The organism is Microvirga arvi (assembly GCF_016892765.1).
GTDB lineage: Bacteria > Pseudomonadota > Alphaproteobacteria > Rhizobiales > Beijerinckiaceae > Microvirga > Microvirga arvi.
Genome location: NZ_JAFEMD010000013.1, coordinates 12,919 through 36,189, shown reverse-complemented (window position 1 = coordinate 36,189; position 23,271 = coordinate 12,919). Strand labels below are relative to the sequence as shown.

Here is a 23,271-nt window from a genome sequence, read left to right as displayed (position 1 = left end):
GGCGCTTGTCATGCTGCTGCTTCAGCCCAGCAAACCCTGCTGCTGCGCCAGTTCCTTGAGGCTCACCTGCGGACGCGCGCCGAGGTGGCTGATGATCTCGGCGGCGGCGAGGCCTCCGAGGCGGGCGCAGTCGGTGAGGTCGAGGTTGTTGACGAGGCCGGCGAGAAAGCCCGAGGCGAAGAGGTCGCCTGCGCCGGTGGTGTCGACCACGCGCTCCACAGGGAAGGCCGGCACGGCCTTCGTTTCGCCGCGGCTGACGATCAGCGCGCCGTCGGCCGAGCGGGTGATGGCGCCGAGCACGTTTTCCTCGCGCAGGGCCGCCAGGGCGGTGTCAGCGTCCGACGTACCGTAGAGGCTCTGCAGCTCATGGATGTTGGCGAACAGGATGTCGAGGCTGCCGTCGCGCATCAACCCTAAGAACTCGTCGCGGTAGCGGTCGACGCAAAAGGCGTCGGACAGGGTGAGTGCGACCTTGTTGCCGGCCTCGTGGGCGATCTTCACCGCCTTGCGGAAGGCTTCCTTCGCGGCCGGCGGATCCCAGAGATAGCCTTCGAGATAGACGATCGACGAGGCGCGCACCGTGTCCGGGTTCACGTCGTCCGGAGTGAGGTTCTGGCAGGCGCCGAGATAGGTGTTCATGGTGCGCTCGCCATCCGGCGTCACCAGGATGAAGCTTCGGGCGGTGGCCGGGCCGTCTTGCGCCGGCGTCACGTCGTAATGGACGTCGATGGCCTTGAGATCGTGGGCGAAGAGCTTGCCCGTCTCGTCGTTCTTCACCTTGCCGATGAAGCCCGCCTTGACCCCGAAGGAGGCCGCGCCCGCCGCCGTGTTGGCGCCCGAGCCCCCCGACACGATGATCGCCGGGCCCATGTCGCCGTAGAGCTCTTCCGCCCGCGCCTCGTCGATGAGCTGCATGGCGCCCTTGTGGACCTTCTTCTGAATGAGGAAGGCCTCGTCCGTATGGGCGAGCACGTCAACGATGGCATTGCCGAGAGTGAGAACGTCGATGCGGGTCTGGGACATGAGCCACCGGTTTCGAGAAAAGACGGGGCGCTTTCGCATCCGGGGCAGGGCAGGTCAAGGGCTGAAGCCCTTTGGCTGATTCCCTTCCCCCTTGCTTGGAGGGGTGGGGGTGGTGCGACCGGGTGAGCGACAGTGCGGTGTCGCACGGGTTCACCTCTCCCTGAGGGAGAGGTCCGGGTGAGGGGTTACAGGCTTATCCGGAGAACGCTCTCCCCCTCACCCTCGCTGCGCTCGACCTCTCCCCACCGGGGAGAGGTAAGGCTGTATGACCGTCACGCCTTCTGGATGAAGAGTATCGCTCCGGCTTTGCGACCCCCACCCTCAATCCCTCCCCGCAAGGGGGAGGGAAGAGACGCCGTCAAAAGCAGCCCTGCGCTCCCGCTCCTGCGCCTGGTCGAGCACCGCAAGCATCTGACCCAATTCGTCCGGGGTGAGGCCACGGATCTCGCGCGCCAGGCGGTTGGCCAGCAGCGTCGCTTTGGCGTCGGTGTTGGCCGTATCGATCTTCACCCGCGGATCGGACAGGTCCGCGAGCCGGGCGAGTTCGTCGGCCTCGTCCCAGATGATGTGAAAATACTGCAGGACACCCTGGAGCAGGGTCCAGGTCGGCTTGCCGCGCTCGCCGCGCTCCAGGGCCGAGAGATAGGCGCTCGAGACGCCGAGATGCGCGGCCATGTCCTTCAACATCCGCCCATGCTCGCGACGCAGCTGCCGCACCCGTTCACCGAAGGGAGTCATTGTCTACCTGGAGCGTTTTCACAAAAATGGTTGCCGGTTTTATGTGAGAATATTCGACACCAATCAACGGGAGCCCCGCCGCCGGCGGAGCCTGACATAGATTGCACCGGATCCGCCATGCTGGGAGGAGGCCTCCTCGAAGCCGATCACCAGGTGGCGCAGATCGGGCAGCCGCAGCCAATGCGGCACCATGCGCCGCAACACGCCGCGCTCCTCGAACAGGCCGCTGCTCACGGCCGCACCGCCCTTGCCGGTGATCACGAGGACGAGCCCGTATCCGGAGCCCTGCGCCCGATGCAGGAAGCTCAGGAGAGCGAAATGCGCCTCCTCCTGGCGCATGCCGTGCAGGTCGATGACGCTGTCCACCTCCTTGCGGCCCCGGCGCAGGGCCTGAAGCGTCTTGCGCTCGACAGGAGCAAGCGCAGGCATGAGGGGTTTGGAGGGCGGGAGCGGGGGCAGCGCGGATACGGGCGCCGTCACCTGCGGGGCAGGGGCCGTGGCGGGCTTGTCCTCCGGCTCGGGCTCGGGCGGCAGGACCTTGCCCTGCATGGGCTTCACATGCCGGGCCACATGGGACCAGAGCCGCTTCTCCTCGGGGCTGAGCTGGCGCGTACGGCTTCTCTTGGTCATGAACGGGATTTGGGCTCAAGGACCACGAAGCGCACGGGATGACGCAGGAGGCCGGCCCGCCGGCCGGCCTCCTCGCCGCTGCCGAAGAAGAAATCGCCCCGGGCCGGGCCGACGATGGCCGAGCCCGTATCCTGCGCGATCATGAGCCGTTGCAGGGGCTCGGTCTTGTCGAGGGTCAGAGGCAATTGCCCGTCGAGCCAGACCGGCAGGCCGTAAGCCCAGAGCGAGCGGTCGACCGCGAGGCTTCGTCCCGGCACGAGCGGAATGCCGGCGCCGCCGATGGGGCCGTCCTCCGGTGCCAGCTCCGCCGCTTCGCGGAAAAAGATGTAGGATTGGTTCTGCCGCATCAGGGCCTTGGCCGGTTCCGGATGCTCCCTCAGCCAGCCCATGAGCCTGTCGAGGGTCATGGTCTCCAGGTCCATCTCGCCCCGCTGCACCAGCAGGCGGCCGATGGAGGTGTAGGGCCGCCCGTTGCGCCCGGCATAGGCGATGCGCATCACGGAGCCGTCGGTCAGGCGGATGCGGGCCGAGCCCTGCACATGGATGATGAAGGCCTCGCCCGGCTCGCTCAAGTAGACGATCGGCCTGGCAAGCGGACCCAAGGCCCCTTCCTCGATGGCGGCCCGGTCGGGATAGGGCTCAAAGCCATCCTTGGTGCGCCGGGCCGCGTGAAGGCCCTTGTCGAGACCGGGCAGGGTCTCGCCCTGCGGAATGGTGACCAGATCCTCGGGGCGGTCGAGGAGGGGAAATCTGTAGATGGCGTCCGGAACGCGCGACCCCTGGAATTCCGGCTCGTAATAGCCCGTGAGAAAGCCGGTGCCGAAATGGGGAACGACCACAAGGGGCTGGAAATGCGTCTCGAAGAAGCGCCTTGCCGCGGCCCCGTCCGCATCGGGCGTCTTCAGGGCCTCCCGGCAGACGGCGAGCAGGCTACCTTGAGGCGTCTGCGCCGGCCGCAATTCGGCCGAGGCGGTATCGAGCGCCCGGCAGGAGCGCAGGAAGGCCCGGAAGGCGGCGGCGTGGTCGTCCGCCGCCCATCCGGCGAGATCCGCGAAGCTGAGAGGCTCGAGCCGCGCCTGATCCTTTAGCGCCAATCCGGCCGCGGCATCGGACATGCTCAGCGTCCAGGCAAGGAGACAGGCAAAAAGGACCCGCCCGGCATGCCTCATTGCCCCGCTTCGGTCGCCACGAGCTGCCAGTTGGGATCGCGGCTGCCCAGGGTGCGGGCGAAGGTCCAGACATCGGTGACGTCGGCCACGGCCTCGGGGCTGCCGTCCACTACGGTGCCGGAGGCGTCCCGGGTGGCGGTGATCAGCTTGGAGAGGAAGCGCACCACGATCTGCGCATTCTTGCCCTGGAGCTCGGCCCCGGCCATCTCGGCCTTGTCGATGGACACGAAGGTGGTCTCCACCGTCTCGCCCCGGCGCTCGCGCTCGGTGATGGCCCGCTCGAAGCCCTCGTAGACCTCGCGGGAAAGCAGGTCCTTGAGGGTCTTGCGATCGCCCTGGGCAAAGGCGGTGACGATCATCTCGTAGGCGCCCTTCGCGCCCTCGAGAAACTCGGCGGGATTGAAGTCGGGCTCGAGGCGCACGATGCCGTCGAGGGCCTCGGCCATGGGCGTGCCCGGCTCGGCGATGCCCTTCCAGCGCTCGGCCGGGGGAATTTCGGCGGCGGGACGCGCCCCATTGGCTCCAGGGAGGCGCACCACATTGTGATCCGGCTCCGCCGGCGCATTGCCCGGACGCAAGGGGGCATCACGGCGCGACATCGGATCGAAGGGCGGCTGTTCGCTCCCGGTCTTCTGCCCCAGAACGGAGCGGAGGCGCCAGATCACGAATACGGCGAGAACGATGAAAATAAGGGTCGTGATGTCGAAGGATTCCTGCATCGTCGATCCGTTGTGAGCCTGCCCGCGCCCGGTTGTCGCCGGACGTTGTATCGAGGAGGCGAAGGTGTCATCCTTCGCATATGGGGTCTTGAGGTCGTAACATCCACCTCCGGCTCCGACAAGCGAATGCGTCGGCTCAAATCTTGCTTCCCGCATGAGAAGCGTGGTAGCGCGGAGACCGATGGCCCGAGGCGAGCCGGAGCTTTGCTGATAAAGCGTTCCATCCGGGCCCGATGAGACACACCCCCTTAGGGAGCATGAGACCATGGCCGAGAATCCGGCAAACAACGGAGCGCCCGCGCTCAACGCCCTTGCGCAATACTGCAAGGATTTCTCCTTCGAGAACCCCAACGCGCCCCGCTCCCTACAGCAGCAGACGGAAGGCCCGCAGATCAACCTGCAGGTCAACGTGAATGCCAAGCAGCTTGCCGAGGCCGATTTCGAAGTCGACCTCACCCTCGAGGGCGATGCCAAGATCGGCGGCAAGGAGGTGCTGTTCGCCTTCGAGCTGACCTATTCGGGCGTGTTCCGCATCCAGAACATCCCGCAGGAGCAGCTGCACCCCGTCGTGATGATCGAGTGCCCGCGCCTGCTGTTCCCCTTCGCCCGCCAGATCGTGGCCGATGCGGTGCGCAACGGCGGCTTCCCGCCCCTCTATATCGACCCGATCGATTTCGTGGCTCTCTACCGCCAGCGCGCCGCCGAGGTGCAGGGTCAGCAGAACGGCGGCCAGACGCTGTCGTAAAAACGAACGTAGCTTTATTGCGATCTTTGGGTGGAGCGGACAACCGCTCCACCTTTTTTATTGTCCAGCTCGTTTCAGGCTGTCTTGATTTGTGGTCCTAGGGACTATAGATTATTGGCATCGTTGATCCGGCGGCATCAACGATGCCGGTAGCGCTTCGATGCTTCCGTCAACACCGCCCGACATCCACCCCACAAGGAGTAAACCCGATGACCAAAGGCATGACATTCGCCTTCCCTGCGATCCGAGGTCGCTATGAAAGTTTACAAGTTAAAGGACGCGGCCCGCGAGGCGCGTAAGAACAAGATCAGTGATGAAGACCTGTGCGAAGCAATTGCCCGCGCAGAAAAAGGCCATATCGATTCTGAAGTCGGGAAGTTCCTGATCAAGCAGCGGATGGGCCGCTCTGGAGATTACCGGACTGTTATCGTCTACAAGCGGGGCGATAGAGCGGTGTTTCTCCACATCTTTCCGAAGAGTCGGAAAGCCAATCTATCCTCATACGAGGAAACCGTCTTTCGAGACGCGGCCAAAGTGCTTGCGAATATCGGAGACGTGCATATCCCGGCGTTGATCGACACCGGAGAATGGATCGAGATTGAATATGAAAAGTACCAGAAAGGCATATCGGAGCGATCCGCTTCGATCAGTCCATCTGGCGATGAAGGGCCTCCACAAGGTAGGCGCCATCGATAAGGCAACGATGCGCCACTTCGATGTGGCATGTCTCACCCCTGTGGACCCTATAGAGCCAGATGACGTGAGGCGGATCCGGGAGAAATCCCTTATGAGCCAAGCGACCTTTGCAGCAGCTCTCAACGTCACTGCCAACATGGTGAGCAAGTGGGAGCGTGGGGAGAAGAAGCCGACCGGCTCCGCCCTTAAGCTGCTAGCTCTCGCTGATAAGAAAGGGATCGAGACTATCCTCTAGGGCTTCGATCCTACCATTGAAAGTCGGTATTCAACCAATCTATCCGAGACGCCTAGCCTCGCTAAGGACACCTGCTCTTTGAAGCTGTGCACCTCAGGAAGATGCTTCCGGCGTGGCCTTGCCGAGATACTCGCGCCAGATCGCGTTCTCTCCCAGCGACTGGATGAAGGCCTCGTGCGCAGCGCGCTCCGCATCCGTCAGCCGCGAGACCAGGGACCGCGGCCGTGCGTCGCGGGCTGCGGCCTGCTCCTGCGCCGCACGGCTCCGGGCGGAGGGCCTCAGGGACAGGTCGAAGCCCACCTGCCGGCCGCCGATGAGCTCGATATAGACCTCGGCCAGGATCTCGGCGTCGAGGAGCGCCCCATGCTTGGTGCGCCGGGAATTGTCGATCCCATAGCGGGTGCAGAGCGCATCGAGATTGTTCGCCGCGCCCGGATGCTTGCGCCGGGCCATGCTCAGCGTATCGACCGCATCCGCGAGGTTGTACGGCCGATGCCCGGTGCGGGCGAGTTCCGCATTGAGGAAGCCGATATCGAAGGCCGCATTATGAATGACGAGCCGGGCATCGCCGACGAAATCGGCGAACTCGTCGGCGATCGTGGCAAAGACCGGCTTGTCGGCCAGGAACTCGTCGGAGAGCCCGTGAACGGCGAAGGCGCCGGCTGAGACCGGCCGTTCCGGGTTGATGTAGACGTGATAGCTCTTGCCCGTGGGGATGTGGTTGAGGAGCTCGACGCAGCCGATTTCGATCACCCGGTCGCCCTTGGCGGGGTCGGTGCCGGTGGTTTCGGTATCAAGGACGATTTCACGCAACATCTGAGACAACTCTTCATCAAAAACGGTGGCGCCGTCCCGGACGGCCGGCGAGACAGGCAAGAATGGACCGCACCTGCGCCTCGGCAGAGGCGAAGCCGCGGCTGGTGTCGACCAGAAAATGGGACCGGGCGCGCTTGCTGGCGTCCGGCATCTGCCTGGCCAGGATGGCAGAAAATTTCTCCGCCGTCATGCCGGGCCGGGCGAGCACACGCGCGCGCTGCACATGGGATGGCGCCGTGACCACGAGGGTGGCATCGCAGCGCCTCTCGCCTCCGGTCTCGAACAGGAGGGGGATGTCGAGCACGGCCACCGGCGACAATGCGGACACTCTCTCGAGGAAACTCTCCTCCTCCTCCCGCACCAGCGGATGCACGATGGCTTCGAGCTCCTTCATCCGTGCGGGATCGTTCAGAACCGCCGCTCCGAGTTTGGCCCTGTCGACGGCGCCTTCCGCGACGGTGCCCGGAAACGCCTTTTCGATCAGTGGCGCGGCGCGGCCGCGGTAGAGCCTGTGCACAATGGCGTCGGCATCGTGAACGGGGACGCCGAGGCTGCGGAAGAGATCGGCGGTGGCGGACTTGCCCATGCCGATGGAGCCGGTGAGCCCGAGCACGAAGGTCATCGGGTGCCCTCGATGTCGGCGAGGATCAGCGCCCTCAAGCCAGGCGTGACCTCCGGCGTCACGCCGAACCAGCGCCGGAAACCGGGCACCGCCTGGTGCAGCAGCATGCCGAGACCGTCGACGGTTCTCAGGTCCTGCGCCGCGGCAGCGGCCAGCAGCGGCGTTTTAAGGGGAACATAGACGATGTCCGCAACGGCCGCGCGCCGGGGAGACCGGGAGAGATCCAAGGTGAGGGAAGGCTGGCCTGCCATGCCCAGCGACGTGGTGTTGACGATGAGCTGGGCATGCGGGATCACCCGCCCGAGGGCCTCCCAGGCCGAGGTCTCCAAACCAACGGGGCTGCCCGGCCTGAGATCGCGGGCCAGATCCTCCGCCTTCGACCCGGTGCGGTTTGCCACGAAGATGCGCTTGATGGGACGGTCCTGGAGGCCCGCGACCACGGCACGGGCGGCTCCGCCGGCGCCGAGCACCAGGGCCGTGTCCACATCCTGTTCCCAGCCTGTCCCCAAGCTGGCATCGAGATGGGCCATGAATCCGGTGACATCCGTGTTGTCGCCCCAGATCAGCCCGTCCTCAGCCCAGAGCGTGTTGACGGCCCCCACGCGCTGCGCCTGTGCCGTTCGCCGGTCGACACCGGCAAAGGCCGCTTCCTTGTGGGGCAGGGTGACGTTGCCCCCGGCAAAGCCCCGGGACCGGAAGCTCCTCAGGAATTCCCCGAAATTCACAGGCTCCACATCGATCCGCTCATAAGAACCGTCGAGGCCGTAAGCTTTCAGCCAATGGCCATGGATCAGCGGCGAGCGCGAATGCTTGATCGGGTGGCCGACGATGAAGGCTTTCGCCATGGATTCCTATCCTCAGAGGGCCAGGCAGCCGAGACGGCGCAGGGCGGCGAGAAGCGGGAGCAGGGGGAGCCCCAGGATGGTCGAATGATCTCCCTCAACCGTCTCGAAGAGATGAACGCCAAACCCTTCGAGCTGGTAAACGCCGACGCTCCTCAGCGCGTCGGGGCCTGCAAGGTCGAGATAGAGGGCGATGGCCTCGTCCGTCAGCGGCCGCATGGTGAGATGGGCGCTGTTCGAGAAGCGCTCGACCACCTGCCCGCCGATGGCAACCGCTCCGGCCGAGTGGAGGGCATGCCGCTTCCCGGCGAGGCGCCTCAGCTGCGCCTGCGCGGCAGCCCGGTCCGCCGGCTTGTGGAACACCTCCCCCTCGCAGGCGAGCACCTGATCGGCCCCGAGCACCACCCGCTCCGGGTGGCGGCGGCTGACCGCGAGAGCCTTTTCGGCCGCAAGCCGCCCTGCGAGCGAAGGGGGATCGAGGCCCTCATGCGCCGCCGCCGCCTCGACTTCCCGCTCGTCGATGCGCGAGTCCTGCGTCTCGACGGGCAGGCCCGCGCTTACGAGCAGCGTGAGACGGGTCGTGCTGGTCGAGGCCAGCAGCAGGTTTTCGGAGGGGGTCCAGAGAGCGGGCATCGCCTATTCCGCGTTCTGGCGCTGGCGGCGGTCCCGGTAGTGATCGATGATCGCGGCCGCCGTCTCCTCGATCGAGCGGCGGGTCACGTCGATCACCGGCCAGCCGTTGCGCGCGAAGAGCCGGCGGGACGCCGCCAGCTCCTCGGCCACCGCCTCGCGGTCCACATAAGAGGTGTCGTCATCGGCGTTCAGGCTCAGAAGCCGGTTCTGCCGGATCTGCACGATGCGCTCGGGCGTCGCCACCAGGCCGACGATCAGCGCCTTCCTGGCCGTCTCGAGGATGGCTGGCGGCGGCACGCCGGGAACGAGCGGGATGTTGGCGGTCTTGAGGCCCCGGTTGGCGAGATAGATGGAGGTCGGCGTCTTCGAGGTGCGGCTCACGCCCACCAGGATCACATCCGCCTCGTCGAGATCGTGCGGCAGGTGCCCGTCATCGTGCATGAGGGTGAAGTTCATGGCGTCGATGCGCTTGAAATACTCCGCATTCAGCATGTGCTGCGCGCCGGGTCGCGCGGTGGAATGGGTGCCGAGATAGGAGGAGAGCAGGGCATGCACCGGCTCGAGCACGGAGAGATAAGGCGAGCCGGTCGCGCGGCAGACCTCCTCGAGGCGGCTGGCGAGGTCCTGCTCCACGAGGGTGTAGAGCACGATGCCGGGCGCAGTCTCGATCTCGCTGATCACGCGCTCCAGCTGGGTGTTGGAGCGCACGAGCGGATAGACGTGCTCGATGGCGGCGACGCCCTCATATTGGGCGACCACCGCGCGGGCGACGGTGATGAGCGTTTCGCCCGTCGAGTCGGAGACGAGATGGAGATGAAAGTAACTGCGTCCCACGGATCCGGTTCTCCAGGGAAAGGAGTCGATCAGTGTGGATAAAACGCTCAGGCGAAGAGGTCCAGCACAAGCGCCTGTGGGATACGGCCAAAGCCATCAACAGGGGTGCCCGTTGTGCGCCTCTCGAGGTCCCGCATTGGGAGAATCCGGCACGAATCACCTCCAAGCGCCGAATTCAGTTTTGGTTAACCTTCGTTAACGGGCTGTTAAGCTTTAAGATTTCAGAAAGGATTGTGGCGAGCGTGCCCCATCCGTTAATGAACCGTTAAACCCAAGCCCTGTGTGGACCGCTTGTGGACGGGGTTGCGGCTTTGTGATTCACGGCCCAAGAGAAACATCAGATTCTAAGATTCAAAGATTCTTCTTTTAAGAGAGGGCCTGTGAGCACACGTTCCACCAAGGCGATTTTGCGCGTGCTGAATGGCGAGCCGGTCTGGCCTCTGCCGATCTGGATCATGCGTCAGGCCGGCCGCTACCTGCCGGAATACCGGGAGACCCGGAAGCAGGCGGGCTCCTTCCTGGATCTCTGCTACAATCCGCGGCTCGCCGAGGAGGTGACGCTTCAGCCGATCCGCCGCTTCGGCTTCGACGCCTCGATCCTGTTCTCCGACATCCTGGTCATTCCCCATGCGCTCGGCCAGGACGTGCGCTTCGTCGAGAACGAGGGGCCGAGGCTCGATCCGGTCACCGCCCAGGCGGATTTTGCGAGGCTCGCCGATGAATTGCCGCTTGAGCGCCTCGATCCGGTCTTCGAGACCCTCGACCGCCTGAGCAAGAGCCTGCCGAAGGAGACGACGCTTCTCGGTTTCTGCGGCGCGCCCTGGACGGTGGCGAGCTACATGATCGCCGGCAAGGGCACCCCGGACCAGGCGCCGGCCCGGCTCACCGCCTATCGCGATCCCGCCTTCATGGACGCGCTCATCGACCGGCTGGTGCGGGCCTCCACGTCTTACCTCATCCGCCAGATCGATGCGGGCGCGGAAGCCGTGCAGATCTTCGAGAGCTTCGGGTCGGCGCTGCCGCCGGCGCTCTTCGACCGGCTGTCGCTGAACCCGATCCGCCGCATGGTCGAGGGCCTGAAGCAGGCACGGCCGCATGCCAAGGTCATCGTGTTCGTGCGCGGCGGCGGCGCGAACCTTCATCGCTTCGCCTCGGCCGGGATCGGCGACGCGCTGGCGCTCGACTGGACGCTGGATCCGGCACAGGTGCTGCCGACCCTGCCGAACACGCTCGCCACCCAGGGCAATCTCGATCCTCTGGCCCTGATCGCAGGGGGAGATCCACTCGAAAAGGGCGTTGATCATGTTCTCGCAGCGGCCCGCGGCCGCCCGCACATCTTCAATCTCGGACACGGCATCCTGCCGGAGACGCCGATCGAGCACGTGGCGCAGATGATCGCCCGCGTGCGGGGGGCTTAAGAGAAATGCTGTATCTGTGGCTGAAAGCGTTTCACGTGATCGCCGTCATCGCGTGGATGGCCGGCATGCTCTATCTGCCGCGCCTGTTCGTCTATCACAGCGAGACGCAAAAAGGTTCGATCCAGTCCGAGACCTTCAAGATCATGGAGCGGCGCCTGCTCAAGGCGATCATCAATCCCGCCATGATCGTCACCTGGGTGCTCGGCCTGTACCTCGTCTGGGACGGCGGCTGGTACACATCCGGCTGGCTGCACGGGAAGCTGCTGCTCGTGCTGATCCTCTCCGGCCTGCACGGCGTCTATGTGCGCCGGCTGAAAGAGTTCGCCGCCGACAGGAACACCAAGCCAGCGAAATATTATCGCATCCTCAACGAGGTGCCGACGGTGCTGATGATCGGAATCGTGATCCTGGTGATCGTGAAGCCGTTTGGATGATGCTCAGACCTTGATCTCGCCCTCATCCATGCCGTGCCAGTAATGGATGCGGGTGGCGTGAACCTTGATCAGGACGAGGCCCGGTGTGTCGACCCCGTCCTTGAACCAGATTTCGAGATCCTTGGTCCAGTGCTCCTCGAAGGCTTTCCTGTCACGGATCAGTTCGGCGCGGCCTTCGACGGCGATGAAGATCGGAGGCTTGCCGAGGAGGCTCTTGCTGCCTTGGAACGATAGGGACACTTTCGGATCCCGCTTGATATCCTCGACGGTCCGGGTGTCCTCGTAGGAGAAGAAATACGAATCGCCCTCGTAGGCAACGTCCCCGTTGTTGCTCATGGGACGGCCCGCGATCTCCCCTCCCTCCGCATGGGTCGAGAGCATGGCGAAGTCGATGTCGCGCATCTTGTCGGACAGGTCGGCGAGGGTCAGCTGGCTCACGGCGGTTATCTCCTTGATCGGCCACCGATAACCTCTCTTCGGAGGGTTCCGTTCCAGGCAGGTGTGACGAAGGCTCTTGTGATTTCCGGAGAAAACGGTTAGAACGAAGTCCTCCTCCTCAAAGACAGGTGCGCTGCACGGGGCTTCAGGCCTCCCACAGTCACGGTTCGTGAACCCGGCGGCCCTGTCGAACGTTCCCTTTATCTCCTCCCGCGTCCAGCCCAACCTGCCCGCGATCTTACCCCGAGAGTGTTCCCCGATGAGGGAAATCAAGCTTCAAGACCTGAAATCCAAAACACCCACCGAACTCATCGCCTTCGCCGAGGAGCTCGAGGTCGAGAACGCGAGCACCATGCGCAAGCAGGAGCTCATGTTTGCGATCCTCAAGCAGCTGGCGGCGCGCGAGGTCGAGATCATCGGCGCGGGCGTCGTCGAGGTGCTGCAGGACGGCTTCGGCTTCCTGCGCTCGGCCGATTCGAACTATCTGCCCGGTCCCGACGACATCTATGTCTCGCCGTCGCAGATCCGGAAATTCGGCCTGCGCACCGGCGACACAGTGGACGGCCCGATCCGCGGACCCAAGGAAGGCGAGCGCTATTTCGCGCTGCTCAAGGTCAACACGATCAATTTCGAGGATCCGGAAAAAATCCGGCACAAGGTGCATTTCGACAACCTGACGCCGCTCTTTCCGCACGAGCGCTTCAACCTCGAGATCGCCGATCCGACGCGCAAGGACTTCTCGCCGCGCATCATCGACATCGTCTCGCCCATCGGCAAAGGCCAGCGCGCGCTCATCGTCGCGCCGCCGCGCACCGGCAAGACCGTGCTGATGCAGAACGTGGCGCAGTCGATCACCACCAACCATCCCGAATGCTACCTCATCGTGCTGCTCATCGACGAGCGCCCGGAGGAAGTGACCGACATGCAGCGCTCGGTGAAGGGCGAGGTCGTGGCCTCCACCTTCGACGAGCCGGCGACCCGCCACGTGCAGGTGGCCGAGATGGTGATCGAGAAGGCCAAGCGCCTCGTGGAGCACGGCCGCGACGTGGTCATCCTGCTCGACTCGATCACCCGCCTGGGCCGCGCCTACAACACGGTGGTGCCGTCGTCCGGAAAAGTGCTCACCGGCGGTGTCGATGCCAACGCCCTGCAGCGCCCGAAGCGCTTCTTCGGCGCGGCGCGCAACATCGAGGAGGGCGGTTCGCTCACCATCATCGCCACCGCGCTGATCGACACCGGCTCGCGCATGGACGAGGTGATCTTCGAGGAGTTCAAGGGCACCGGCAACTCAGAAATCATCCTGGACCGCAAGGTCGCCGACAAGCGCACCTTCCCGGCGATCGACATCACCCGGTCGGGCACCCGTAAGGAAGAGCTGCTGGTCCCATCAGACACGCTCAAGAAGATGTACGTGCTGCGCCGCATCCTCAACCCGATGGGCACGGTGGACGCCATCGAGTTCCTGCTCGACAAGCTGCGCCAGACCAAGTCGAACCAGGACTTCTTCGATTCGATGAACACCTGAGGCAGGCGGACGGTCCGCCTGCCGAATTTCAACCCCATCCTCTAGGCGGAGGGTGGGGTTTTTGTTTGCGCTCAGAACACGCCCATGAGCGCCAGCACGATCAGGGTCAGCACGGCGGAGATCACGAGCGAGCCGGCGCAGCCCAGGCGGTTCGAAAAGAAGAAGAACATGGGTGCTCCGTTGCCCTGTGAAGCCTGAGCATCATCCTCAACCCTTCGAGACCACATGGGCCGGCGCGGGTCGGCCGACGATACTGCTTGCGAGCACAACGCCCAGGGTCGCCATCACTATCCCGACCAGGGCGGCAGGCTCGGGATATTCCCCGAGAACCGGAATTGCGATCAGGGCAGCGAGTACGATCGCGAGTGGGGAGACGGCGGCTGCGCGCGAAGCACCAAGCCGGTCGACCGCGATTCCATAGAGCACGACACCCGCAACACCCGAGAGGAGACCCTGCAGGATCATCTGCATCAGAAGGGGAGCGGCAAGCCCCCTGCCGACGGCGTGGATCAGGGGCGGGCCTCCGAACGGCAGGAGGATCAGGACGGACCAGAGTCCGATCAGGGCTGCAGCCTGCAGGGCCGACAGGCCGCTGCGGCGATAGGCATGGGTGTAGATGCCCCAGAGACAGGCCCCGCTCAGCAAAAGAAGATGCCCGCGCCAGGCCCCGTTGCCGGTGAGCAGAAGCCCGTAGCCGCCGATGCACACCACGCCCACAAGGATGAGGACGAAACCGGCAAGCCGCACGCCTCCCACGCGCTCCCCGAACGTAAGCCAGCCGATGAGAGCGACGAAGAGCGGCATGGTGCCGGGCAGGAGCGGGCCGATCTCGGCAGCCGGCGCGAACTGCATGCCGAGCGCCACGATCAGGAAGAACGGTGCGCCGGAGCCGAGGAGCGCCAGCCCTTTCGGAACGCTCAGACCTTTCGGAAACAAACCGGACCGCCAGCTGAAGGGGATCAGGACAAGAGCTGGCACGCCGAACCTGAGCAGACCCACGGCCGCAGGCGGCAGGTCATGCGTGACCGCATGGCGGGTCGCCACAGCCCAGACACCCCAGATCGTCACCGTGGCAAGCGCTGCAAGCCAGCCGATGAGGGCAGGGCGGGTGCTGCTCCTGCGTGTAGCCGCAGCCATATCGGACATGACGAGACCCCTTTGATGTGGTTGAGCATACCATGTCAGAGTATAGCATGTCCTTGCGAGTTGATCCTTATTTCGGTCTAATCCTTGGCAGAATATTGCGTGAAAGCGGATAGGAATGATCGATGCCTTACATCGACCTCGACGCCATCGACTTGAGAATCCTGAATGCTCTGCAATCCGACGGTCGACTGACCAACCAGGAACTGGCCGATCAGGTCGGGCTCTCGCCCTCGCCCTGCCTGCGCCGGGTCCGCCGCCTCGAGCGCGAGGGCTTCATCCGCTCCTATCGGGCCGTTCTCGACCGGGAATCGGTGGGCTTGGGCCTCACGGTCTTCGTCGAGATCAAGGTCGAGAAGCATTCCCGCGACAATGCGCAGGCATTGCAGGAGGCGCTCGCGGCCATGCCGGAGGTGGTGGCCTGCCAGATGGTGTCCGGCACGGCCGACTTCATCGTCGAGATCGTCGTGGCGAACCTCAAGGCCTATGAGAGGCTGCTCACCGAAAAGCTCCTGATTCTGCCGATGATCGGCGATATCCGCTCCAACTTCGCTCTCACACGGGTGAAATCCGATGGGGCTTTGCCGCTGTCGCATCTCAAGCGTGAGGCAGAGAAGCCAGACCCGGACTGCTGAGGCGGGTTCTATCCGGCGTTTCCGGGTTCTGCCGCCAGCATCTCCCGCACCCGCGCCTTCAACCCCTCCGCATCGGTGACTGGCAGTGAGCAGCGCTGGCCGGCACAAACCAGAGCTTGGGCCTGCGCCCCCGAAGCGGCAAGGGCCTTGGCCGGGTGGTTGTCGTCGAGCGTTGCGCCCTCGCGCAGCCAGCGGACGCTGCGGTCGGGGTAGGGGACCTGCAGGGCCGTCTCGTGGAGCGTCCCCGCATCGTTTCCCGTGACGAGGATGCTGAGGCCCCGCAGGTGCAGGTCGAGGGCATTGAGGATCGAGGTATGGCCGAGCGGCGCCGAGCGGGCGACGCCGACCAGCCGGCTCACCATCTCGGCGGCTCTCCGGATGTCGTCCCCGGCCTCGGTGATCTGCGCCAGCCGGACGAGGGCCTCGATGAAGACGCCGTTGGCGTTGGGCACCGCGTCGTCATGAGTGGGCTGAGGCCTTACAACCAGAGGGTCTGCGCCTTTCGCAGTCATGGCGAGGCAGCCTGTCTCCCCGACCATGAACTCCCTCAGCAGCACGTCGCGCCAGCCCAGGGCATCCTGGAGATAGGAGGCCTCGGAGGTCGCCTCATAGAGGGCGAGGGCCGCCCGCATCATGGCGGCATGGTCGAGGGCGAAGCCCGGAAAGATCAGCGCACCGCCGCGCCAGGAATGACCGAGATGTCCGTCTCGGCTCATCGACCCGGAGACGAAACGATAGGCTCGGCCGGCCAGGGCGATCCAGTCGGGCCGGCCGAGCAGGGGAGCGGCGCGGACCAGTGCGCCGATCATCAGCCCGTTCCAATCCGCCAGCACCTTGTCGTCGAGGCCAGGCCGCACCCGCGCAGCCCGTCGCTCCAGGAGTTTCCCCCGTAAGCTGGACAGCCGCTCCTCGACGGCGGGTGGCGCCTCGCCGGAGATCAGCCGGTTGGGGATGTTGTGGCCTTCGAAATTTCCCGCTTCGGTGATGTCGTAGACCTTGGCGAAGAAGGCGGCGTCCTCCTCGCTTAAGCTCTCGCGGATCTCGGTGAGGCTCCAGACGTAGAAGCGGCCCTCCTTGCCCTCCGAATCCGCGTCGAGGCTCGAGGCGAAGGCACCCTCCGCCGTGGTCATCTCCCGCTTGAGCCAGGCGACGATACCCTCGGCCGCCTGCCGGAAGAGGGGGCGGCCGGTCTCCGCGAAGCCCAAGGCGTAGAGCTCCAGCAGCTGCGCGTTGTCGTAGAGCATCTTCTCGAAATGCGGCACGAGCCAGCGCTCGTCGACGGAGTAGCGGGCAAAGCCGCCGCCGAGATGATCATGGACGCCGCCGAGCGCCATGCGCTCCAGGGTCAGGAGGAAGCGATGCCGGGCCGCGCCGTCCCTGGTACGGCGGGCATAGCGCAGGAGAAATTCGAGGATCGGCGGGTTGGGGAATTTCGGCGCTCCCTGAAGCCCGCCATGCTCCGTGTCGATCAGCTCTGTCAGGCGCAAGCCCATCTGGTCGAGATCGGAAAGTCCGAGAACCCCACCGTCGCTCGTCTCGACCTTGGCGAGGTGCTGCTTGATCGCATCCCGGTTTTTCAGCACCCGCTCCGGCTCCGCATGGTAGAGGCGGCTGATCTCGCGCAGCACCGCGACGAAGCCGGGACGGCCGAAGCGCGGCTCCTTCGGGAAATAGGTGCCGCCCCAGAAAGGCTCCCCCTCCGGCGTCAGGAACATGGTGAGCGGCCAGCCGCCCTGTTCGCCCAGCAGGTGCAGCGCGCTCATATAGACATGATCGACATCGGGCCGCTCCTCCCGGTCGACCTTGATATTCACGAAGAGCTCGTTCATGACCGCGGCGACGTCCGCATCCTCGAAGCTCTCGTGCGCCATCACGTGGCACCAATGGCAGGCGGCATAGCCGATGGAGATCAGGATCGGCTTGCCCTGCCGCCTGGCCTCGGCCATGGCTTCAGGACTCCATTCCCACCAATGGACAGGATTGTCCCGGTGCTGCAGGAGGTAGGGAGAAGAGGCGTCCTTGAGGCGATTCATGGATCCTGCTCCTGCTTCCGCGTTGATCCGGCCGGGTTGATCGGCCCAGATCTGAACCGATCCCGAGTGTCTTTTTGATTTAGGGCTTCGCCAGAGTTAAGTCCTGTTCTCCTCACGAGGTTCACGCCGATGCGATCGGACGACACCATCTTCGCCATTGCCTCCGGTCACGGCCGGGCTGCCGTGTGCCTTATCCGGATCAGCGGGCCGGAGAGCCGCAGCATCCTGGAGCGGATGGCGGGGAGGGTGCCCGACCCCCGGCGGGCCGTGGTGCGGACCCTGAGCGATCCCTCAACCGGCGAACCCCTCGATCAGGCGCTCATACTGTGGATGCCGGGACCGCAGAGCTTTACCGGCGAGGACCAGGCGGAGCTCCACATCCATGGCGGCCTTGCCACCCGCGCCGCCGTGCTGCGGGCCCTCGGCTCGTTCGAGAATTGCCGGCCGGCTGAAGCCGGTGAATTCACCCGGCGGGCCTTTCTCAACGGGCGGATGGATCTCTCCCAGGTCGAAGGCCTCGCCGATATCATCGATGCCGAGACGGAGGCTCAGCGCCGCCAGGCGATGCTCCAACTCGGCGGGCGTCTCGGCCATGCCGCCGAGGAATGGCGCGAGACCATCCTTCGGATCCTGGCGCTTCTGGAGGCGAGCCTCGATTTTTCCGACGAGGGCGACGTGCCGGAGGATCTCGAGGCGGACATTCTCCGGATGATCGATGAGGTCCAAGGGGCAATCGGCCGGGCACTGGCCAACCGGAGCGGTGAACGCCTGCGGGAAGGCCTGACCGTCGTCCTCGCCGGGCCGCCCAATGCCGGCAAGTCGACCCTCCTCAACGCGCTCGCCCAGCGGGATGTCGCCATCGTGTCGCCGATCCCCGGCACGACTCGCGATGTGATCGAGGTCCATTGCGATCTCGGCGGCCTGCCGGTGATCATCGCCGACACGGCGGGGATGCGGGAGAGCGCCGACCTGATCGAGCAGGAGGGTGTTTCCCGGGCCCTTGCCCGCACCCAGGATGCCGATCTCGTTCTGTGGCTCGTGCCGCCGGAGGGGGAGGAGAGCACCCCGCCATCGGTCCGGCGCCTGTTGAAGGTGGGGACAAAGGCCGATTTGAAGCGGAGCCGGCACGATTGCGACCTGCTGGTCGCGGCTGCAACCGGCCAGGGTCTGCCGGAACTGATCCGGCGACTGGAAGCGGAAGCGGCAAGCATGATGGGGCAGGGGGATGCCGTCATCACCCGCGAGCGCCATCGAAAAGCCCTGGAGCGGGCCCATGGCTCCCTGGTGCGCGCCCGTGCCATGCTGGCCGGAAGAGGTCCGCTGGAGCTGGCCGCCGAGGAAGTCCGTCTGGCGGCCCGGGCCATCGGCGAGATCACCGGGCGGGTGGATGTGGAGGATGTGCTCGACCGGCTGTTCTCCAGCTTCTGCATAGGCAAGTAGGGTCTGTCCTGGCACCGAGCCGCTACGGTAACCTTTTCGCGAGACGGTGTGGCTTCCATTTTCGCCTGTTCACGAATCGGTGGAACGATGCTGAATCCCTCCTGCGGAGGCTGTGGAACAGCTGTGCAGATGTGGGGATTCCTCAAAATGTTTCACGTGAAACATTTTGCCCTTTTGACCTTCCTGACGCGAGAGCCTAGACCCCCGGCATGGAGAAGATGAGCGCCATGAGTGAGTCGTTCGACGTGATCGTCGTGGGAGGCGGCCATGCCGGAGCCGAGGCGGCTGCGGCTGCGGCCCGCATGGGCGCCCGGACGGCTCTCGTCACCCACAAGCTGTCGACCATCGGCGCCATGTCCTGCAACCCGGCCATCGGCGGCCTTGGCAAGGGCCATCTTGTGCGCGAGATCGATGCCCTCGACGGCGTCATGGGCCGCATTGCCGACCGGGCCGGCATCCAGTTCCGTCTGCTCAACCGCCGCAAGGGCCCTGCCGTGCGTGGACCCCGCACCCAGGCCGACCGCAAGCTCTATGCCCGCGCCATGCAGGCGGAGCTCCTAAGCACGCCGAACCTGACCATCGTCGAAGGCGAGGCCGACGATCTTATCGTGCAGAGCAACCGGGTCTCCGGCCTGCTCCTCACCGATGGCCGGCAGCTGAAGGCCGGCGCCGTGGTCATCACCACCGGCACCTTCCTGTCCGGTCTGATCCATATCGGCGAGCGGAAGATCCCGGCTGGGCGCATGGGCGAGCGCCCGTCGCTGGGCCTGCCCAAGACCTTTGCCCGGCTCGGCTTCACTCTCGGCCGCCTCAAGACCGGCACCCCGCCCCGTCTCGACGGGCGCAGCATCGACTGGGCCGGAATCAACAAGCAGGCGGCGGATGATGAGCCGGTGCCGTTTTCCCTGCTGACCACCCGGATCACTAACCCCCAGATCGAGTGCGGCGTCACCCGCACCACGGCCAAGGTGCATGAGCTGATCCGCAGCAACCTGCACCGTTCGGCCATGTATTCGGGCGAGATTCAGGGCACGGGGCCGCGCTACTGCCCCTCCATCGAGGACAAGGTGGTGCGTTTCGGCGACCGGGACGGGCATCAGATCTTCCTTGAGCCGGAAGGCCTCGATGACACCACAGTCTATCCCAACGGGATTTCGACCTCCCTGCCGGAGTATGTGCAGCTGGAATTCCTCAAGCACATTCCGGGCCTGGAGAAGGTGCATATGCTCCAGCCGGCCTATGCCATCGAGTATGATTACGTCGACCCGCGCAATCTTAACGCAGGGCTCGAGACCAAGGCGGTGCAGGGGCTCTTCCTCGCCGGCCAGATCAACGGCACCACCGGCTATGAGGAGGCGGCAGCCCAGGGGCTGGTCGCAGGCCTTAATGCCGCCCGCCGTGCTTGCCGTCAGGACATTGTCGTCTTCGACCGGGCGGAATCCTATATCGGCGTGCTTGTCGACGACCTGATCACCCGCGGGGTGAGCGAGCCCTATCGCATGTTCACCTCCCGCTCCGAGTACCGCCTGAGCCTGCGCATCGACAATGTGGACGATCGGCTCACCGGCAAGGGGCTGGAGATCGGCTGCGTCGGCACCGAGCGCGAGGCGCATTTCCGACGCTCCCAGGCCGAGATCCGGGATATTCGTCAGCGGCTCCACACTCTGACCCTTACCCCACAGGAGGCTGCGCGGCATGGGTTGGAGCTGAATCAGGACGGTGTCCGGCGCTCCGCCTATCAGCTTCTCTCCTATCCCAGCATCGGCTGGCCGGACCTGATCCAGGCCTGGCCGGACCTCGCAGCGGTCAGTGCTCCGGTGCGCGAGCGCCTGGAAACGGATGCCACCTATGCGGTCTATCTCGACCGGCAGCAGGCGGATATCGCCGCTTACCGGCGCGACGAGAGTGTGGTCCTGGAGGAGAGCATCGACTTTCAAGGGCTGCCGGGCCTCTCCAACGAGATCAAGGCCAAGCTCGACCTCGTGCGTCCCAAGACCTTGGGGCAGGCCGCCCGCATTGAAGGCATTACCCCGGCGGCCTTGACGCTCCTGGCGGCCCATGCCCGGAAGTCACCGTCCCGTTCTGGCCGTGCGATCCGTCCGGTGCAGGCATGACGCCGGCCAGGACTGCCGCTGACCTCAATGTTTCACGTGAAACATTCGACAAGCTGGAGCTTCTGGAACGGGAACTTCGCCGCTGGCAGGCGATCAAGAACCTCGTCGGTCCGGCAACCCTCGACCGGATCTGGGACCGCCATATCGCCGATTCGCTCCAGCTTCTCGACCTCGCGCCCGAGGCCAGAACCTGGCTCGATCTCGGCTCCGGGGCCGGATTTCCGGGTCTCGTTCTCGCGATAGCAGGGGCGGAGAGGGGGCTGAAGGTCCATCTCGTCGAGAGCAACTCGCGCAAATGCGCCTTCCTGAGGCATATCGTGCGGCTGACCAGTTCCGCTGCGACCATCCATGAAGCACGGCTCGAAACCGTCATTCCTGGTTTCGTCGGCAAGGCCGATGTAGTCTCGGCCCGGGCTTTGGCGGGGCTGACCCAGCTCCTGGACTGGACTGTACCTGTGTTGAAAGCGGGGACGATCGGCCTCTACCCCAAGGGGCGCGATGTCGAGATCGAATTGACCGAAGCCCGGAAAAAGTGGACATTCGAAGCGGAGATCCTGCCGAGCTTGACCGATTCCGAAGCCCGGATTCTCCGCATAACCTCCATCGAGAGCCATTCATGATGACCGATCGCAACGGACCCGAAGCAGGCGCGCCTGGGGTGAAGCCGCGCGTTCTCGTGCTCGCCAATCAGAAGGGCGGCGTCGGAAAGACGACGACGGCGATCAATCTTGGAACGGCTCTCGCTGCCATCGGCGAGAAGGTGCTGATCATCGATCTCGATCCGCAGGGCAACGCCTCGACGGGTCTCGGCATCGACCGCAAGAACCGCCAGACCTCGACCTACCACGTGCTCGCCGGTGAAGCCTCCCTGGCCGAGAGCATCACCGAGACGGTGGTGCCCGGATTGGCCGTCGCGCCGTCGACGCTCGACCTGCTCGGCGTCGAGTTGGAGATCGCCAGTGAGCGTAACCGGGCTCACCGCCTCCGCTCGGCGATTCAGCAACTTTCAGCGCCCGAGGTAAGCGAACCTTTTACCTATATTTTGATCGATTGCCCGCCATCGCTCAATCTCCTGACCATCAACGCCTTGACGGCGGCTGACGCGGTTCTGGTGCCGCTCCAATGCGAATTTTTTGCTCTGGAAGGCCTCAGCCAGCTGCTCAAGACGGTCGAGCAGGTCCGTTCCGCCCTGAACCCGGATCTCACGATTCACGGCGTCGTGCTGACCATGTTCGACCCGCGCAACAACCTCTCGGGGCAGGTGGTCGCCGATGTGCGCCAGTTCATGGGGGCCAAGGTCTACGAGACCATGATCCCTCGCAACGTGCGCGTGTCCGAGGCGCCGTCGCACGGCAAGCCGGTGCTGCTCTACGATCTGAAATGCGCCGGATCGCAGGCCTATCTGCGGCTGGCCTCCGAAGTCATCCAGCGCGAACGCGCCCTCCGTGCCGCTTGAACCATCGAGAGACGATAATGGCTGAAGAAGGAAAGTCGCGCCTGGGCCGTGGTTTGGCCGCCCTGATCGGTGAGGTCGGGGAGGAGATGGGCACCCTCGAGCGCAAGGGCTTCGTGCCGAAATCCGTGCCGGTGGAGTTCCTGCGCGCAAACCCGCGCAATCCGCGAAAAGTCTTCGACGACACGGATCTGCAGGAGCTGACGCAGTCGATCAAGGATCGCGGCATCATCCAGCCCATCGTCGTGCGGCCGCTGCCTAACCACCGGGACGAATACGAGATCGTCGCCGGCGAGCGCCGCTGGCGCGCGGCGCAGAAGGCGGGCATGCATCGGGTGCCGGTGGTCGTCGTCCAGATCGACGACAAGACCTCGCTCGAATACGCGATCCTCGAGAACGTCCAGCGCGCCGACCTCAATCCCATCGAAGAGGCGGAGGGCTATTCCCGCCTGATGGCGGAGTTCTCCTACACCCAGGAGAATCTCTCGAAGATCATCGGCAAGAGCCGCAGCCACATCGCCAACATGCTGCGGCTCACCGAGCTGCCGGTGACCGTCCGCAAGCTCCTGATCGACCGGCAGATCACCGCCGGCCACGGTCGCGCCCTGCTCTCGGTCAACAACCCGGTCGACATCGCCAAGCGCATCGTCAGCGAAGGCATGAGCGTGCGCCAGGTCGAAGAGATCGCCCAAGCCGACACGGGCGGATCGGCGAAGGCCGCGGCCAAGGCCGCCAAGACCGGCAAGATCGAGAAGGACCCCGACACCCGCGCCCTGGAAAAGGCCCTGCAGGACGTGCTCGGCCTGACCGTCAGCATCGATCACCGGGGAAAGGGCGGCGAGCTGCGCATCCAGTACAAGACCCTGGAGCAGCTCGACGGCTTGTGCCGTCGGTTGAATCCGTAAGCTCTGACAGACATTTCGCTGTCATTCCGGG

At 64.9% G+C, this 23,271-nt stretch carries 25 protein-coding genes; 12 read left to right on the top strand and 13 right to left on the bottom strand.

The annotated features are described in order from the left end of the window. Positions 1-21: 21 nt before the first annotated feature. The 5 genes from ILT44_RS10175 to ILT44_RS10155 all read right to left on the bottom strand — a co-directional run bounded on the left by ILT44_RS10175 (position 22) and on the right by ILT44_RS10155 (position 4,279). Positions 22-1,023 carry an adenosine kinase gene (locus ILT44_RS10175; protein WP_204239459.1) on the bottom strand — a complete coding sequence of 334 codons (1,002 nt, stop codon included), beginning with the start codon at positions 1,021-1,023 and terminating at the stop codon, positions 22-24. Positions 1,024-1,344: 321 nt separating this feature from the next. After that, entirely contained in the window at positions 1,345-1,761 is a 417-nt protein-coding gene (locus ILT44_RS10170) for a helix-turn-helix domain-containing protein (RefSeq protein WP_204239458.1), read from the bottom strand. A gap of 63 nt (positions 1,762-1,824) precedes the next feature. After that, a complete protein-coding gene (locus ILT44_RS10165) occupies positions 1,825-2,391 on the bottom strand; it encodes a Smr/MutS family protein (RefSeq protein WP_204239457.1) in 567 nt (188 codons plus the stop codon). Next, positions 2,388-3,506 (bottom strand): murein transglycosylase A, encoded by a 1,119-nt coding sequence (gene mltA, locus ILT44_RS10160; RefSeq protein ID WP_204239456.1) that lies wholly within the window; start codon positions 3,504-3,506, stop codon positions 2,388-2,390. Before mltA ends, ILT44_RS10165 begins: the two co-directional genes overlap by 4 nt. Positions 3,507-3,556: 50 nt before the next feature. After that, positions 3,557-4,279: a Tim44/TimA family putative adaptor protein gene (locus tag ILT44_RS10155; protein ID WP_239468069.1), complete on the bottom strand. Its 723-nt coding sequence runs from the start codon at positions 4,277-4,279 to the stop codon at positions 3,557-3,559. Positions 4,280-4,544: 265 nt separating this feature from the next. Between ILT44_RS10155 and secB the strand changes: the two genes are divergently transcribed. From secB to ILT44_RS10140, 3 genes are all read left to right on the top strand, one after another. Then, positions 4,545-5,024, top strand: a complete 480-nt coding sequence (gene secB, locus ILT44_RS10150; protein ID WP_204239454.1) for a protein-export chaperone SecB — start codon at positions 4,545-4,547, stop codon at positions 5,022-5,024. Between the two features lie 255 nt (positions 5,025-5,279). Further along, the gene (locus ILT44_RS10145) at positions 5,280-5,720 is read left to right on the top strand and encodes a type II toxin-antitoxin system RelE/ParE family toxin (RefSeq protein WP_204239453.1); all 441 of its coding nucleotides are present in this window, start codon (positions 5,280-5,282) and stop codon (positions 5,718-5,720) included. Positions 5,721-5,727: 7 nt separating this feature from the next. After that, positions 5,728-5,955 (top strand): helix-turn-helix domain-containing protein, encoded by a 228-nt coding sequence (locus ILT44_RS10140; protein ID WP_307826408.1) that lies wholly within the window; start codon positions 5,728-5,730, stop codon positions 5,953-5,955. Positions 5,956-6,048: 93 nt separating this feature from the next. On the opposite strand, the gene dnaQ is transcribed toward ILT44_RS10140, so the two are convergent. From dnaQ to ILT44_RS10115, 5 genes are read right to left on the bottom strand one after another with little or no spacing between them, the layout of a single operon-like run. Then, positions 6,049-6,771: a DNA polymerase III subunit epsilon gene (gene dnaQ / locus ILT44_RS10135; protein WP_204239451.1), complete on the bottom strand. Its 723-nt coding sequence runs from the start codon at positions 6,769-6,771 to the stop codon at positions 6,049-6,051. 16 nt (positions 6,772-6,787) lie between these two features. Beyond that, a complete protein-coding gene (gene coaE, locus ILT44_RS10130; protein WP_204239450.1) occupies positions 6,788-7,393 on the bottom strand; it encodes a dephospho-CoA kinase in 606 nt (201 codons plus the stop codon). Then, a complete protein-coding gene (locus ILT44_RS10125; protein ID WP_204239449.1) occupies positions 7,390-8,238 on the bottom strand; it encodes a shikimate dehydrogenase in 849 nt (282 codons plus the stop codon). The genes coaE and ILT44_RS10125 overlap by 4 nt, the downstream gene beginning before the upstream one ends. Positions 8,239-8,250: 12 nt before the next feature. Continuing rightward, positions 8,251-8,868 (bottom strand): Maf family protein, encoded by a 618-nt coding sequence (locus ILT44_RS10120; RefSeq protein ID WP_204239448.1) that lies wholly within the window; start codon positions 8,866-8,868, stop codon positions 8,251-8,253. 3 nt (positions 8,869-8,871) lie between these two features. Beyond that, entirely contained in the window at positions 8,872-9,702 is an 831-nt protein-coding gene (locus tag ILT44_RS10115) for a pyruvate, water dikinase regulatory protein (RefSeq protein ID WP_204239447.1), read from the bottom strand. A gap of 380 nt (positions 9,703-10,082) precedes the next feature. On the opposite strand from ILT44_RS10115, the gene hemE reads away from it, so the two are divergent. Both hemE and hemJ read left to right on the top strand, forming a co-directional pair. Beyond that, on the top strand, positions 10,083-11,120 hold the full coding sequence (gene hemE, locus ILT44_RS10110) for a uroporphyrinogen decarboxylase (protein ID WP_204239446.1): 1,038 nt from the start codon (positions 10,083-10,085) through the stop codon (positions 11,118-11,120). Positions 11,121-11,128: 8 nt separating this feature from the next. Further along, positions 11,129-11,554 carry a protoporphyrinogen oxidase HemJ gene (gene hemJ / locus ILT44_RS10105; protein ID WP_239468066.1) on the top strand — a complete coding sequence of 142 codons (426 nt, stop codon included), beginning with the start codon at positions 11,129-11,131 and terminating at the stop codon, positions 11,552-11,554. A gap of 3 nt (positions 11,555-11,557) precedes the next feature. On the opposite strand, the gene ILT44_RS10100 is transcribed toward hemJ, so the two are convergent. Next, positions 11,558-11,992: a pyridoxamine 5'-phosphate oxidase family protein gene (locus ILT44_RS10100; protein WP_204239444.1), complete on the bottom strand. Its 435-nt coding sequence runs from the start codon at positions 11,990-11,992 to the stop codon at positions 11,558-11,560. A gap of 259 nt (positions 11,993-12,251) precedes the next feature. Here ILT44_RS10100 and rho point away from each other — a divergent pair, with 259 nt between their 5' ends. Next, the gene (gene rho, locus ILT44_RS10095) at positions 12,252-13,517 is read left to right on the top strand and encodes a transcription termination factor Rho (RefSeq protein WP_204239443.1); all 1,266 of its coding nucleotides are present in this window, start codon (positions 12,252-12,254) and stop codon (positions 13,515-13,517) included. Between the two features lie 207 nt (positions 13,518-13,724). On the opposite strand, the gene ILT44_RS10090 is transcribed toward rho, so the two are convergent. Beyond that, entirely contained in the window at positions 13,725-14,663 is a 939-nt protein-coding gene (locus ILT44_RS10090) for a DMT family transporter (RefSeq protein WP_204239442.1), read from the bottom strand. Between the two features lie 122 nt (positions 14,664-14,785). Here ILT44_RS10090 and ILT44_RS10085 point away from each other — a divergent pair, with 122 nt between their 5' ends. Then, positions 14,786-15,295, top strand: a complete 510-nt coding sequence (locus ILT44_RS10085) for an Lrp/AsnC family transcriptional regulator (protein ID WP_204239441.1) — start codon at positions 14,786-14,788, stop codon at positions 15,293-15,295. Between the two features lie 8 nt (positions 15,296-15,303). On the opposite strand, the gene ILT44_RS10080 is transcribed toward ILT44_RS10085, so the two are convergent. After that, positions 15,304-17,328, bottom strand: a complete 2,025-nt coding sequence (locus ILT44_RS10080) for a thioredoxin domain-containing protein (RefSeq protein ID WP_204239440.1) — start codon at positions 17,326-17,328, stop codon at positions 15,304-15,306. A 129-nt stretch (positions 17,329-17,457) separates the two neighbouring features. On the opposite strand from ILT44_RS10080, the gene mnmE reads away from it, so the two are divergent. The 5 genes from mnmE to ILT44_RS10055 all read left to right on the top strand — a co-directional run bounded on the left by mnmE (position 17,458) and on the right by ILT44_RS10055 (position 23,240). After that, on the top strand, positions 17,458-18,768 hold the full coding sequence (gene mnmE / locus ILT44_RS10075) for a tRNA uridine-5-carboxymethylaminomethyl(34) synthesis GTPase MnmE (protein ID WP_204239439.1): 1,311 nt from the start codon (positions 17,458-17,460) through the stop codon (positions 18,766-18,768). 218 nt (positions 18,769-18,986) lie between these two features. After that, positions 18,987-20,882: a tRNA uridine-5-carboxymethylaminomethyl(34) synthesis enzyme MnmG gene (gene mnmG, locus ILT44_RS10070; RefSeq protein WP_239468061.1), complete on the top strand. Its 1,896-nt coding sequence runs from the start codon at positions 18,987-18,989 to the stop codon at positions 20,880-20,882. Beyond that, positions 20,879-21,502, top strand: coding sequence for a 16S rRNA (guanine(527)-N(7))-methyltransferase RsmG (rsmG, locus tag ILT44_RS10065; RefSeq protein WP_204239437.1), 624 nt, complete (start codon positions 20,879-20,881; stop codon positions 21,500-21,502). Before mnmG ends, rsmG begins: the two co-directional genes overlap by 4 nt. Then, positions 21,499-22,338 (top strand): ParA family protein, encoded by an 840-nt coding sequence (locus ILT44_RS10060; protein ID WP_239468060.1) that lies wholly within the window; start codon positions 21,499-21,501, stop codon positions 22,336-22,338. The genes rsmG and ILT44_RS10060 overlap by 4 nt, the downstream gene beginning before the upstream one ends. Before the next feature lie 17 nt (positions 22,339-22,355). Continuing rightward, entirely contained in the window at positions 22,356-23,240 is an 885-nt protein-coding gene (locus ILT44_RS10055; protein ID WP_204239436.1) for a ParB/RepB/Spo0J family partition protein, read from the top strand. The last annotated feature ends 31 nt before the right edge of the window (positions 23,241-23,271 follow it).